The sequence below is a fragment of the Bradyrhizobium prioriisuperbiae genome (assembly GCF_032397745.1).
GTDB classification, from domain to species: domain Bacteria; phylum Pseudomonadota; class Alphaproteobacteria; order Rhizobiales; family Xanthobacteraceae; genus Bradyrhizobium_A; species Bradyrhizobium_A prioriisuperbiae.
The window spans coordinates 700,522-714,568 of sequence record NZ_CP135921.1 but is presented as its reverse complement, the minus strand read 5'-3'; the positions used below and the strand labels follow the sequence as shown (position 1 = coordinate 714,568).

Here is a 14,047-nt window from a genome sequence, read left to right as displayed (position 1 = left end):
CCAGTTGAAGAAAGCTGGAGCGCGGTGTCATCGCGCTCCGGCTTTATTGAGAGTTGCAGGCCGGGTCGTTGGCCGCGCATGGCATGCACTGCGACACGGCGGCGTAGGGAACGGGAATGAGGGCGGCGGACGTGATGCCCTGGAACGGATACGCGCCTGCGGAGCCGTAGCTGCCGTTGCAGCATGGCGCCAGCGCGACGCTGGTCGAAGGAACGTTGAACGAACCCGAAAAGGGATGGACGTGGGTGTTGTTGGCGCCGATGCTTGTGTACGCGGGGCCGCCGAACTGCGTGCCCGGCGTGCCGCCGGCGGGCAGGCCCACCAGGAAGCGGCCGTTGCTGGCTGCAAACGGCTTCCAGCCCCCCGGGCAGGCGTCGAGCAGGAATTGCGCGGCGATGTTCGGCGGGAGGCCGACGGGCGGATTCGGCAGGGACTGGAATGCGACCTTCGCGCAGATCAGCAGTTGCAGATAGGGAATATTAGCGTCGTCGAAGTCGGTGCCGCCATTGACCGGCAGCGTTCCGCTCTTCGAGGTGGAGTGGTCGCCGTGGCCTGAGAATCCGCCGTATCTGTTGGTGCGAAGGGTGATGCTCGACAACAGGCTGGCATGGCTGTGGCCGAAGGTCTGGCCGCTCCCGAGCGCGGCATTCGTGGTGCTGCCTTGCGCGCCCGATGGGATCGACGTGAACGGCACCAGGGTGAATCCGCTCTGCTTCGACGCCGTCTGCCATCCGGTCGGACAGCTCTGCGCATTGAAGAACGCCACCGTCCCGAGCGGATAGGCGTCCTCCGACACCGGCGCGGCGGCTGCGGGGCTTGCGAGGCCGGTCAGCACCAGCGCCGCGCACCAGAATGTCGTCGCGGTCATGTTCGGAGTCCTGCCAAGCGTCTTGCCAAGGGTCTTGCCAACAGTCCTACAAAGAGTCCTGCAGAGGTGCATGCAAGAGATCACGCAAAGGATCATGCAAGGCCTCATTGTTTCTGGCAGACGATGAGCTGGATGTAGGGCAGGTTCGACGGCGAAGGCTGGGTGAAGACGGAGGCCACGGGCGGCGAGCCCGTTTGCAGGGTGTAGGTGCCGTTATGGGCCCCTTCGTGGTCCTTGCCGCCGGATGCTCCGAGGATGGCCTGCCCCGCCAGGGTGATGCTGGGATAATAGCCGTGGATGTGGGTCGGATCGCTGGCGTTGGCCATCGGTGTCCCCGAGGTGATCCCAACGGTGCCAGCGTCGCCGACGCCCACCAGCAGCCGCCCCTGCGCCTGCGGCGGCACGAACCAGCCGGCCGGGCATGCCCCGGTGGTCGGGTCCGCCGCCGCGAAGAACGCCACCATGCCCGAGGGCGTGGTGTCCTGTGTTTGTGCCGCGGCCGGCCGCGCGACCGCGAGCAGAAGCACGCAGAGGGCTGCGAGCAGTCTGCCAATCGGCAGATCTCTGACAGCCATGCTTCTGCGAGTCATGTTTCCGAGAGTCATGCCACTGACAGACACGTCTCTTGCAGTCATGTCGCGTGACGATCGGTCTACACGGCTCATGGCGGGGATGTTCGGCGGACGAACTGGATGACGCCGCACCATGGCAGGCAGTGCCCGCGTCAGCGATACGGCATATGCCGTATACGGCACAAAAAATGTTTACTGCTTATTTCTGCACGCTGCGATTTGGTGCACAACACACGCGCCGGCCAAGGCCTGGCCATTGATGCTTTTTTGCGCGCGGCGGCCTAGCGCCGGCTTGCCGAGAAATCCGTTAGGCATGCACTGCCGCAGGGCATCATGCTGCGATAATAGGACACCCCAATCACCCCCATCCAGAGGACGAAGGCTACCGTCGCAATGAACGTTGCGACGATAGCGGTGATATCCCTGTCGCTTGCGCGGTTGAACCAGTCGCGCAGCCAGTTCATCGCAGATGTCCGGCCCATGGATGTCCTCGCGTCATGCCTCCGAGAGACATGTCTCTTGCGGTCATGTCGCGTGACGATCGGTTGACACGGCTCATGGCGGGGAGATGAGATGTTCGGCGAATGATCTGGGTGACACCGCACCATGGCAAACAATAGCCCGCGTCAGCGATACGGCATGTGCCGTATACGACAGAAAATTGTTTACTGCTGATTGCGGCACGCTGCGAATTGGCGCGCGACGAGGCGTATCACCAATTTCTGCGTCATCACCGGGCGGTGATCCAGCTTTCTTCAACGATATCAAAACACAGCTTGAGCGCTTAAGCTGGACCCGCGGGTCAAGCCCGCGGGTGACGCTGAGAGTGATGAGGTGTTCGTTAAAAGGTGCTACTATCACCGAACATGGCCACGTTGCGGTCATTTGCACGGCACCTCATCCGGTCAGCCTTTCAGGATGAGGGACGTTGGTTCGTCGCTTCGCGACGCCTCGGAATGCCTGCCTACCACTTCAACTCATGCATCAGCGCCAGCGGCGGCTTGGCTGCTTCCTGAACGCGTTGCAATCAGAGGGCCGGTTCGCGGCCGCAGAAACTGGCATCCCCTTGCCCCGATCATGCTCTAACATCCGAATTCCTTTCGAATCGCCTGGGGAGACCGGTGTTGCCGAAGACACGTCGCGCGAGCATCTGGGCCAACGGCCGCGGGCCGGTGCTGCCGCTTGTCGCGGCGGTGCTGGCGATGGCGATCTTCGCCCTGGACACCATCACCGATCTCGAAATCGCCGCCGCCGTGTTTTATGTGGCGGTCATCCTGCTATCGGTCGGCTTCTGCCAGAGACGCGGCATCCTTCTGATTGGCGGTATCTGCGTGGCCCTGACACTGGTCAGTTATCTGATCACGCCGTCCGGCTCGCCCCGATCAGGATTGATCAACTGCGTCATCAGCCTGTTGGCGATCGCGGCGACGACCTATCTCGTTGTCAGGATGGAAGCGGCGCGGATCGCGGCCGAGGAGGCGCGCGCCCAGCTTGCCCATGTCGCCAGGGTTACGACCCTGGGGGAACTGGCGGCCTCGATTGCCCATGAGGTGAACCAGCCACTGGCGGCGGTGGTCACGAATGGCAACGCGGGCCTGCGCTGGCTCGCCAATGCGACGCCGGATCTCGACAAAGCGAAACAGGCGTTTGAGCGCATCGTCAGGGATGCGAACCGTGCCGGCGAGATCGTCGGACGGGTCCGTGCCCTTGCCAGGCACGCGACGCCGGGCAATGCGCCGTTGAGTCTGAACGATCTCGTCGTCGACACGCTTGCCTTGATCCGCGGTGAGATTCAACGACACGAGGTCTCGCTGCAGCTTATTTTGCAGGCGGACATCGCGCCGGTAAGCGGAGACAAGGTGCAACTACAGCAGGCTGTCCTCAACCTGATCATGAACGCGATCGAGAGCATGGGATCGGTGGTGGACGGCCAGCGCATACTGACTCTGCGAACGGCCGACGAAGGTGCCGCGGCAGTTTCGCTTACGATCGAAGACACCGGAATTGGTTTTCAAGTCGAAGCGCGCGACCGCCTGTTCGATGCGTTCTACACCACCAAGCCGCAGGGCATGGGGATGGGGCTCGCGATCAGCCGCACCATCATCGAGGCGCACCGCGGAGCGATCTCGGCTGCGTCGCGACAGCCGCGCGGCGCCATTTTCCGGTTTACCCTGCCGGTCAGGCGTGTAGATACCAGGGCAGGATGAGAGAGGGACAGCAGCAGTCCTTTGCTGCCATGGCCCGAGCGGACCTTCAATGACGGACGAGATTCCCATTGTTGTTGTCGTCGATGACGATCTGGCCGTGCGCGAGGCGCTGGATAGCCTGTTTCAATCGGTCGGGCTGAGCGCGATATTCTTCGAGTCCGTCGATGCCTTGCTGCGGAGCAAGCTTCCCGACGTCCCGGGATGCCTTGTGCTCGACGTCAGGCTCCCAGGCATCAACGGCCTCGATTTCCAGCGCGAGATGGTCTCGCACGGCATCGGCCTGCCGGTCGTCTTCATCAGCGGCCACGGCGATGTACCGATGTCGGTGCGGGCGATGAAGGCCGGCGCCATCGAGTTCCTGTTGAAGCCGTTCCAGGACGGGGATCTGCTCGACGCGATCCAGGCCGGGTTCGAGAAGGATCGTGCGCGCCGCCACCGGGATCGCGCACTCGGGGACTTGCAGGCCCGGTGTGCGTTGCTGACGTCGCGGGAGCGGGAGATCATGGCGTTTGTCGCTGCGGGCCAGGCCAACAAGCAGATCGCGGCGACGCTCGGGCTCAGCGAAATCACCGTCAAGGTCCATCGTGGCCAGATGATGCGCAAGATGCAGGCCCGATCCGTGGTCGATCTGGTCAGGATGGCCGACAGCCTCGCCGTCTCGGATGCGGCCGCCAAACCCCGATAAAAGGCCGGACATGTTCATGCGACTGAATCGCGAGAGTAAATTTTTTGAATTCGATACCTCGGTATAATCGCCTTTGCGGTCCGAATGTGCAATTTCCGCGACGCATCAAGAGTTCGCTGAAGACAATCCCGGTGCCGGGATGTCCTGATCCGCAACTGCATCACGAAGGAGGCGACATGATCGAGGGAAGTAGACGCTTGCCCGTCCGCCAAGCGCGCGATGCTGCAAGGCGCATGGGCCTGACTCAGAAATCATTCACGATCTCCCACGGCCACAATTTCCGCGGCACTGTGCGGACTGCCTTGTCGTAGCGACAGGCGTTCGCTCGTTCCGTGCTGGCCGCTCGCCAGCCAACGGAGCCAGCGATGACAATCATTCCCGTCGATTTTCGATCCCGTTCAACGACCTCTGTACGAAACTGCGAAGCGATCGCCACGCGAGACGAGTGTATCGTTCTCGTGCGCTTCATGAACGCGGCGTTCGTGAGCGCGTCTGCTGTACAAGCGCACAAATTTCCCGTTCAGCACATGCGAGCCGCGCGCGACAGCGAAGCCGGTCGAAACACCGATCGTTTGCCGCCGCCGCGCACGCCTCCGGCCGCTTGGCCGTCTTTCTCTCGGGCCTCGCGCACGCGGCGCCGGTGCGAGCGCATGCGGCTCACGGCTGCAAGTGTCCTGCTTTCCGCGGCTGAATGGCTGCTGAAGCTGACGCTCCGTTTTGTCCTTGCCGGAGTGATCGGTCGCGCCGGCATCAGGTTGCTGATGGAGGCAAGCGCAGGATTGCGCCGCCTGAGCTGGAGATTGTGGCGATGACTTCTCCCGCACAACAGCCAACCAACTGACACCGACGACAAGCCGAGTGATTCATGAAACAGACCATCGTATTTGCAAACGCCATCCTGATCGCGCTGATGACGGGCCATCAGGCGAAGGCCGCGGATTTGCCGTTGAAAGCCGTCGCCCCCGTCCCCTTCATCAACTGGACTGGCCTCTATCTCGGCGGCCATGTCGGCTATGGCGCGGGCAACCTCGGGCCGGACAGCAACGGATTGCCGCTGCAGGCCGTGTTCCTGCCGCACAGCCTCACCGGCATGACCGGGGGTTTCCAGGCCGGCTATAACGTTCAACTGCCGAACCGCGTGGTGCTGGGCCTCGAGGCCGACATGTCGTTCATGGGGCCGATCGACCAGGGCAAGCGGACACCGGCGCCGTTCGACACCACCTTCGATCATCTCGGCACCGTACGCGGCCGGATCGGCTACGCCACCGGCGCGTGGCTGCCGTATGTCACCGGCGGCCTCGCCTGGGGGCGCACGGTCGTGGACGTCAACGATGCCGATGGCAGCGTGGCCGGCCACAATGCGCGGCTGCATGTCGGCTGGGCAGCTGGCGCCGGCCTCGAACTCGCGCTGGGCCAGGGCTGGAGCGGCAAGCTCGAATACAACTACATCGATTTGGGCGCGCGCGACTTCGCGTTCGACGCCCCGCCATTCGGTGCGCGGGTCGATCCCAAGCTGCACATGCTCAAGCTCGGGCTGAACTACCGGCTCTGGGACACCCCGCCGTGGCAGTCCGGCGTGGCGCCGAAACTCGTGCTGCCGGAGTCCACCAACTGGAATGTGCATGGCCAGACCACGCTGATCACCCAGGCCTATCCGACGTTCCGTGCGCCCTATCAGGGCAGCAACAGCCTGCCGGGCCTCGGCCGGGGACGCGAGACCTGGACCGTGGACGCCTTCATCGGCGTGCGGCTGTGGCAGGGCGGCGAGCTCTATTTCAATCCGGAGCTGGCACAGGGCTTCGGCATCGGCAGCACGCTGGGCCTTGCCGGCTTCTCCAATGGCGAGGCACAGAAGGGCGGCGCGGAGTATCCAAAATTCCGGCCGCAGCGCTACATCTTCCGCCAGACCTTCGGCCTCGGCGGCGAACAGGAGGATGTCGCCGACGGCCCGATGCAACTGGCCAGCAAGCGCGACATCGATCGCGTTACACTGACCATTGGGCGGTTTGCGGTGGGCGATTATTTCGACGGCAATTCCTACGCCAAGGACCCGCGCGCCGACTTCATGAACTGGGCGATGTGGGCGTCCGCGGCTTATGACTTCCCGGCCGATTTGCCCGGCTTCACCCGCGGCGCCGTGGTCGAACTCAACAAGAAAGACTGGGCGCTGCGCGCCGGCGTTTTCCAGGTGCCGTCGCAACCCAACAGCGATTCTTTGACCTGGAACAGCGGCGGCGGCGTGGTCGAGTTGGAAGAGCGTTACGCGATCCTCGGTCAGCCCGGCAAGCTGCGCCTCGGGGTGTTCGGCACCCGCGGCAACACCGCCAACTATCGCGATGCGCTGGGCATCGTGGTCGCCGATCCGGCGCTGGATATCAACGCTGTGACGGCGGCGATCCGCAAGGAGAACTGGAAGTACGGCTTCTATCTCAACGGCGAACAGCAGGTCGCGACCGACATCGGCCTGTTCGGCCGCTTCAGCTGGAACGACGGACAGAACGAAATCCTCTCCTTCACCGACATCGACCGCAGCCTGTCGGGCGGAATCTCGGTGAAAGGGAGTTACTGGGGCCGCCCGAACGACACCATCGGCTTCGGCGGCGCCGTCAACGGCCTGTCGCGCGCGCACCGCGACTTCCTTGCCGCCGGCGGCAATGGCCTGCTGATCGGCGACGGCCGGCTCAATTATTCGACCGAGAAGATTCTGGAGACCTATTACGCCTTCGCCATCGACAAGAGCGTGACGCTGACCGCCGATTATCAGCTGATCGCCAACCCCGCTTACAATGCGGACCGCGGGCCGGTGTCGATTTTCTCCGGACGCGTGCACGCGGAGTTTTGACCGATGGCCCTGCAAAAAATCTCGCCGCCGGCGCTCGGCCGCACCCTGCTGCCGAACATCTGGGATGGCATCGCGCTGGTGCTGATCATCGGCGCCATGGTTCTGATCGCCTACGGTGCCGAGCAGACCAACGCGCCACTGTCGGTGCTCGACATGGCGCCGGTCTCGCTCGATCCGTCGAACCTGCCGATGTATGCGCTGCGGACCACCCTGCGCATGCTCGCCGCCATCGTCTGTTCGCTGGTGTTCACCTTCCTCTACGCTGCGCTGGCGGCGAAGAGCCGGCGCGCCGAGATGGTGCTGATTCCGATTCTCGACATCCTGCAGTCGGTGCCGATTCTCGGTTTTCTCACCTTCACCGTGGTGTTTTTCATGAACCTGTTTCCGGGGCGGGTGCTCGGTGCGGAGCTCGCGTGCGTGTTCGCGATCTTTACCAGCCAGGCCTGGAACATGACCTTCAGCATGTACCAGGCGCTGCGCAACGTGCCGAAGGATCTGGAGGAGGCCACGCAGAGCTTCCATCTGACGCCCTGGCAGCGCTTCTGGCGGCTGGACGTGCCGTTTGCGATGCCCGGCCTGGTCTGGAACACCATGATGTCGATGTCCGGCGGCTGGTTCTTCGTCGTCGCGTCCGAAGCAATCACGGTCGGCGACACCACTGTGACACTGCCGGGCATCGGCGCCTATGTGGCGCTGGCGATCAAGCAGCAGGATCTCGCCGCCATCGGCTATGCGGTGCTGGCCATGTTGTGCGTGATCGTTGCCTACGATCAGCTGCTGTTTCGCCCGATCGTGGCCTGGGCCGACAAATTCCGTTTCGAGCAGACGGCATCGGCCACCGCGCCGGAGTCCTGGATGCTCGATCTGTTTCGCCGCACGCGGGCGCTGCGTGCGCTGTCCTATCCGTTCGTGGTCCTCAACCGGGCGATTTCCTCGGCGAATTTTAGCTGGCCGCGACAACTTCGGCTGCCGGTCAGGCCCGGGCCGCCGTCGCGTTTTGGCGATGCCATCTGGATCGCACTGATCGTTGTGGGCACGCTTTATGCGGGATGGCAGGCGGTTAGCTATCTCGCTGATACGCTCGCCTGGAGCGATGTGGTCACCGCCATTGGCGTCGGCTTCATCACTCTGGTCCGCGTCATTGTGCTGATGACCATCGCAAGCCTGGTCTGGGTCCCGATCGGGGTCTGGATCGGCCTGCGGCCGAAACTGGCGGAAAAAATCCAGCCGCTGGCGCAATTTCTGGCCGCATTTCCGGCGAACCTGGCTTTTCCGGCCTTCGTCGTCCTGATCGTTCATTTCGGCTTGAATGCGAACATCTGGCTGAGCCCGCTGATGATCCTGGGCACTCAGTGGTACATCCTGTTCAACGTCATCGCCGGCGCCAGCGCGTTTCCGACCGACCTGAAGGAGGCCGCGGGCAGCTTTCATCTGCGCGGATGGCGCTGGTGGCTGAAGGTGATCCTGCCCGGCATTTTTCCATACTACGTGACCGGCGCTATCACCGCGTCCGGCGGATCGTGGAATGCCTCGATCGTGGCCGAGGTGGCGAGCTGGGGCGACGAGAAACTGACCGCGACCGGGCTCGGCGCCTATATCGCCAAGGCGACCGAGGCCGGCGACTTTCCGCGCGTGGTGCTCGGCATCACCGTCATGTGCGTGTTCGTCACGCTGTTCAACCGTCTGCTCTGGAGGCCGCTCTATGCCTTCGGTGAACGCCGCCTTCGTCTTGGATAATTCAGGAGATCCCCATGCTCGACATCGCCAAGCCACTCATCGACATCAGCCATGTCTGCCGGTCCTTTCCAAAAGGCAGCGGCGAGGATCTGCTGGTGCTCGACAATGTCGATCTCACCATCCGTTCCGGCGAGATTGTCGGCCTGCTCGGCCGTTCCGGATCCGGCAAGTCGACACTGCTGCGCATCATCGCCGGATTGATTTCGCCCTCATCGGGCGGCGCGCTCTGTCGCGGCGAAACCATCCAGGGGCCGCCGCACGGCGTCGCCATGGTGTTTCAGTCGTTCGCTCTGTTTCCTTGGCTGACGGTGCTGCAGAATGTCGAGCTCGGCCTGGAAGCATTGGGGATCGAGCGGGCCGAGCGGCGCAAGCGGGCGCTCGCCGCGATCGATCTGATCGGCCTCGACGGTTTCGAATCGGCGTTTCCCAAGGAGCTCTCCGGCGGCATGCGCCAGCGCGTCGGCTTTGCGCGCGCACTGGTGGTGCATCCGGACCTGCTGCTGATGGATGAGCCGTTTTCCGCGCTCGACGTGCTCACTGCGGAGACGCTGCGCACCGACCTGATCGATCTGTGGATCGAAGGGCGGCTTCCGATCAAGTCGGTGCTGATGGTGACGCACAATATCGAGGAGGCGGTGCTGATGTGCGACCGCATTCTCGTGTTTTCCTCCAATCCGGGACGGGTGGCGGCGGAGATCAAGGTCGAGTTGCCGCATCCGCGCAACCGTCTCGATCCGGTGTTCCGGCAACTCGTCGACAGCATCTATGCCCGCATGACCCAGCGCGCGGAGCCGCGCGCGCCGGCGGTCGAGGGTTTTCATGGCACCGGCGTCGGCATGATCCTGAACCATGTGTCGTCGAACCTGATTTCGGGCCTGATCGAGACGCTGGCGGGGCCTCCCTACAACGGGCACGCCGATCTGCCGGTGCTGGCGGAAAGCCTGCAACTGGAAGCTGACGAGCTGTTTCACCTGGGCGAAGCACTGCAACTGCTGCGGTTCGCCCAGCTCAGTGAAGGCGATCTGATGTTGACCGAGGCCGGCCGGCACTTTGCAAATCTCGCGACCGATGCGCGCAAGAAGCTGTTCGCCGAGCATCTCGTCGCCTATGTGCCTGTCATCGGCCTGATCCGCCGCGTGCTGGACGAACGCCCCTCGCACACCGCCCCCGCCGCGCGTTTCCGCAACGAGCTCGAGGACTACATGTCGGAGGAGTATGCCGACGAGACCCTGCACACCATCGTGTCCTGGGGCCGCTACGCCGAACTGTTCGCCTATGACGAGCAGTCCGAGCTATTCAGCCTGGAGAACCCGCATTAGCTCGACGCGATTGAAGAGCCCTCGCGGTCCGGCCGGGACGGCGCAAAATTTCAAATCGAATGCAAAAGCCCCAGCGGGGACCGTTCGGGCGATTGCCGTTGCCGCACAAAAGGTTTGACCGCCGCCAAAACGACTCTATAAATCACTTTAGAATTATTCTAAAGTGTGAAAAAGGGTCAAGAAGTGAAGGCATTTTCCGAGTTGACCGAGCGGGAAGTCCTGGCTGTCGCGATTTCGGGGGAAGAGGAAGACAGCCGCATCTACATGAGCTTCGCCGAAGATCTGGCCGGGCGATATCCGGATTCCGCAAAAATATTCGAGGAGATGGCTGAACAGGAAAAAGGCCATCGTCATCTGCTGCTCGAAATGTACGAGCAGCGCTTCGGACCCAATCTGCCTCCGATCCGCCGCGGCGATGTCAAAGGTTTCCTGCGCCGGCGTCCGATCTGGCTGACCAAGAATCTCTCGCTCGATGCCATCCGCAAGGAAGCCGAGACGATGGAGTTCGAGGCCGAGCGTTTCTATGCGAAGGCCGCGGAGCAGGCCACCGATGTGGGAGTTCGCAAGCTTCTCGGCGACCTCGCCGAGTTGGAAAAAGGCCACGAAAGCCTTGCGGCGAGACTGACAGATAAAATCCTCAGTCCGGATGTTCGCGCGGAGGAAGACAAGACCCGCAAGCGGATGTTCGTTCTTCAGTACGTGCAGCCCGGTCTTGCCGGGCTGATGGACGGATCGGTCTCGACCCTCGCGCCGCTGTTCGCTGCGGCCTTCGCCACTCACCAGAACTGGCAGACGTTCCTGGTCGGACTTGCGGCTTCGATCGGAGCGGGCATCAGCATGGGATTTGCCGAGGCCTTGTCCGATGATGGCTCGATGACGGGGCGCGGCTCGCCTTGGCTGCGCGGCGGGATCTGCGGCTTGATGACGACACTCGGCGGGCTCGGTCACACGATGCCGTATCTCGTTCCCGATTCATGGTCAAACGCGTTCTGGATCGCCACGGCGATCGCGGCTGTTGTCGTGTTCTTCGAACTCTGGGCCATCGCCTACATCCGTGCCCGCTACATGGACACGCCGTTCATGCAGGCGGTGTTCCAGATCGTGCTCGGTGGCATCATCGTGCTCGGCGTAGGCATTGCGATAGGTGCGGCCTAGATAGCTCTTGATTTGTCGACGTCGGATGGCAACGGCGGACTATCTGATCTACCACTTCAACTCATGCATCAGCGCCAGCGGCGGCTTGGTGTCGCCGAAGAATTTGCGCACGGCCTTCTCATTGAGCCGATCGAGTCCCTTGAACTCGTCGGCATGGATGCCGCGGGTCAGGAACACGCAATGGAGTCCCATCGCATTGGCGCCGGTCAGGTCGGTGCGGACGGAATCGCCGATCGCCAGCACCCGGCCGGTGGTGTTCCGGCGCAACTCGTGGGCGATGCCGAGCGCCCGGTCGTAGATCGGCCGGTGCGGCTTGCCGTAGAAGATCACCTCGCCGCCGAGCGAGCGGTAGAGCTCGGCGATGGCGCCGGCGCAGTAGATCAGCCGGTCGCCGCGCTCGACCACGATGTCGGGATTGGCGCAGATCAACGTCAGTTTTCGCGCCAGCGCCTGCTGCATCATGTCGCGGTAATCGTCCGGGGTTTCGGTTTCGTCGTCGAACGGCCCGGTGCAGACGATGTAGTCAGCCTGATCCAGCGGAGCGAAGGTGACGTCGAGCTCCCGGAAGATCGAATTGTCGCGCTCGGGACCGATCTTGTGCACGCTCTCGCCGCGATGCCCGGTGATGAACTGCCGGGTGAGATCGCCCGAGGACACGATGGCGTCGTAGGTCGCGTCGGCGACACCGAGCTTGCGCAATTGCCGCTGCACCGAGTCCGCCGGCCGCGGCGCATTGGTGATCATCACCACCGTGCCGCCCCCCTCGCGAAAGGTCTGCAAGGCGGCGCACGCCTCGGGGAATGCGACCAGGCCATCGTGGATCACGCCCCAGATATCGCTGAGGATGATGTCGACGTCGCGCGCGAGCTCGTTCAGGTGGTCGATAAATCGGATCGATGTCATGTGATCGGTGTCATCTCGGATATTGAGTTCGGTCCGGCGGGACGGCCGGATCGTGACACCCTTATCACGAACTTCGAGCTCGGTCAGGACACTGGAAAACTCGAATTCTGATACTCTATATGCGTCCGAACTTCGTGTGAGAGGTTGCCGCGGCGCACTACGAACTTCGGAAGCGGGGTACCAGTGCGGCCTTGCCGGTGCGGGCGGCGGCCTCAGTGGGAACGGATTTCACCGTATCGGATTTCACTGCATCGGGTTTCCCGGCATCGGCCGCGCCGTTCGCGCTCGCCGCGCCTTCGGGACGCAGTGGCCGCGGCGGTGCGAACAGGAAGCCCTGGCCGAAACGCACGTCATAGTCGAGCAGATCGACCACCGCGCGCTCGCCCTCGATGCGCTCCGCCACCAGGTCGATGCCGAAACGTCCGAGCAGGTCGGACAGATCGGCTGGGTGGATGTCGGCGGCTGACATCTGCTTCTGGTCGAGCAGCAGGTGGGCGGGCACCTTGATGAAGCGGACGCCACGATCGGCCAGTTCGCGCGGTTCGATCCGCAGATCGCTGACGTGGTCGACCGAGAAACGGTAGCCGCGCTGGGCCAGCGCGGCAAGATTTTCGCTTTCCACCGGTCCGAGCGTGCGCAACGCCGCCTGCTTGAATTCCAGCACGAAGGAGGGTGCCAGCGCACGGTTGGCTTCGAGGAAGTCGAGGCATTGCGCAAAGGCATCGGCATTGCCCAGCGTCGCGGCGGACATGTTGCAGAACACGCCGACGTCCTTGTTGCGCACCATCAGCCGGCGCAGCACCTGGATGCAGCGGAGCAGGACCATGCGGTCGATCTGGCCCATCAGGCCGCTCGTCTCGGCGGCCGCGATGAAATCCCTGGCGGCAATCAACTGATCGTTGTCGTCGCGAATCCGCGACACCGCCTCATAGAAACGCACCTTGCGCTGTGGCAGCGTGACCAGCGGCTGCAGGTAGAGATCGATCTGGTTGGTGTCGACAGCCCTCTTCACGGCGGCGAGCACCTGCTGGGCGTTCAGCGGCGGGCCCTGAGGTTTCTCCGGGGAGACCGGGGCGGCGGCTTGAGCCGCAACGATGGCCGGCTGCGGCGGCAGCGGCGATTCCACCCATTCGAGGTCGGAGGCTGCCGGCGGTGCGGCCTGCCTGCTGCCGCCGTCGGCCGCCAAGGACGCCTCAGATTCGGAGATTTGGCTCAGGAGAGCCTGGACAGTCGGCGCTTCGATCTCGAGGACGTGCGGTTTCCCGGCCAGTTGCTCCTCATGGGCCGCGGTCGACACCGCCAGCTGCTTGACCAGCGCGCCGAGTTCGTTGATTTCGCCCAGCGCAGTCTGCACCCGCTCCTGCGACGTGGCGTCCAGCGCGGTCGTCCGCTGCTCGATAGCAGCGAGGCGGCGTCCGAACTCGCCGACCTGGCGCGCCAGTTCAGCCGTGCCGTGCGACAGATCGGTGATCTGCTTGTTGACGTCAGTGCGGTCGCGCAGTCGCATCGAGACTGCATTGTAGAGAATCAGCAAGGTCAGGGCTGCCAGCGCCACGATGGCGGATTCCGAGACGCTGAAGCCGGCCAGTGCATGGAGCACCAAGCCAAGTGATGCCGCGATCAGCACCATGCAGATGGCGATGAAAATCGTCGAAATGCGAATCATGACCGACTAAAACCTTGCCCCCAGCACGCTTTTCCCCTTGGGGGAACGTCTCGGCCGGTACACTAGCACTATTGTTGATTCGACGTCGAAATT

General features: G+C 63.3%; 12 protein-coding genes. 7 read left to right on the top strand and 5 right to left on the bottom strand.

The window, feature by feature from the left end; genetic code table 11:
• Positions 1-43 precede the first annotated feature (43 nt).
• The 3 genes from RS897_RS03340 to RS897_RS03330 all read right to left on the bottom strand — a co-directional run bounded on the left by RS897_RS03340 (position 44) and on the right by RS897_RS03330 (position 1,904).
• Positions 44-868 (bottom strand): hypothetical protein, encoded by an 825-nt coding sequence (locus RS897_RS03340; RefSeq protein WP_315835184.1) that lies wholly within the window; start codon positions 866-868, stop codon positions 44-46.
• A 104-nt stretch (positions 869-972) separates the two neighbouring features.
• Positions 973-1,443, bottom strand: a complete 471-nt coding sequence (locus RS897_RS03335) for a hypothetical protein (RefSeq protein ID WP_315835183.1) — start codon at positions 1,441-1,443, stop codon at positions 973-975.
• A gap of 278 nt (positions 1,444-1,721) precedes the next feature.
• Positions 1,722-1,904, bottom strand: a complete 183-nt coding sequence (locus RS897_RS03330; RefSeq protein WP_315835182.1) for a hypothetical protein — start codon at positions 1,902-1,904, stop codon at positions 1,722-1,724.
• Positions 1,905-2,642: 738 nt separating this feature from the next.
• On the opposite strand from RS897_RS03330, the gene RS897_RS03325 reads away from it, so the two are divergent.
• From RS897_RS03325 to mbfA, 7 genes are all read left to right on the top strand, one after another.
• A complete protein-coding gene (locus tag RS897_RS03325) occupies positions 2,643-3,647 on the top strand; it encodes a sensor histidine kinase (RefSeq protein WP_315835181.1) in 1,005 nt (334 codons plus the stop codon).
• 49 nt (positions 3,648-3,696) lie between these two features.
• Positions 3,697-4,332, top strand: coding sequence for a response regulator transcription factor (locus tag RS897_RS03320; protein ID WP_315835180.1), 636 nt, complete (start codon positions 3,697-3,699; stop codon positions 4,330-4,332).
• Between the two features lie 365 nt (positions 4,333-4,697).
• Positions 4,698-5,144, top strand: a complete 447-nt coding sequence (locus tag RS897_RS03315; protein WP_315835179.1) for a hypothetical protein — start codon at positions 4,698-4,700, stop codon at positions 5,142-5,144.
• A 53-nt stretch (positions 5,145-5,197) separates the two neighbouring features.
• Positions 5,198-7,174: a carbohydrate porin gene (locus RS897_RS03310; protein ID WP_315835178.1), complete on the top strand. Its 1,977-nt coding sequence runs from the start codon at positions 5,198-5,200 to the stop codon at positions 7,172-7,174.
• A 3-nt stretch (positions 7,175-7,177) separates the two neighbouring features.
• Complete coding sequence (locus RS897_RS03305; protein WP_315835177.1) at positions 7,178-8,911, top strand: ABC transporter permease; 1,734 nt, start codon at positions 7,178-7,180, stop codon at positions 8,909-8,911.
• A gap of 14 nt (positions 8,912-8,925) precedes the next feature.
• The gene (locus tag RS897_RS03300; protein WP_315835176.1) at positions 8,926-10,230 is read left to right on the top strand and encodes an ABC transporter ATP-binding protein; all 1,305 of its coding nucleotides are present in this window, start codon (positions 8,926-8,928) and stop codon (positions 10,228-10,230) included.
• A gap of 183 nt (positions 10,231-10,413) precedes the next feature.
• Positions 10,414-11,385 (top strand): iron exporter MbfA, encoded by a 972-nt coding sequence (mbfA, locus tag RS897_RS03295; protein ID WP_315835175.1) that lies wholly within the window; start codon positions 10,414-10,416, stop codon positions 11,383-11,385.
• 48 nt (positions 11,386-11,433) lie between these two features.
• Here mbfA and RS897_RS03290 read toward each other — a convergent pair whose 3' ends face one another.
• On the bottom strand, positions 11,434-12,288 hold the full coding sequence (locus RS897_RS03290) for a TIGR01459 family HAD-type hydrolase (protein ID WP_315835174.1): 855 nt from the start codon (positions 12,286-12,288) through the stop codon (positions 11,434-11,436).
• Positions 12,289-12,445: 157 nt separating this feature from the next.
• Positions 12,446-13,954, bottom strand: a complete 1,509-nt coding sequence (locus RS897_RS03285; RefSeq protein WP_315835173.1) for an EAL domain-containing protein — start codon at positions 13,952-13,954, stop codon at positions 12,446-12,448.
• Positions 13,955-14,047 lie beyond the last annotated feature (93 nt).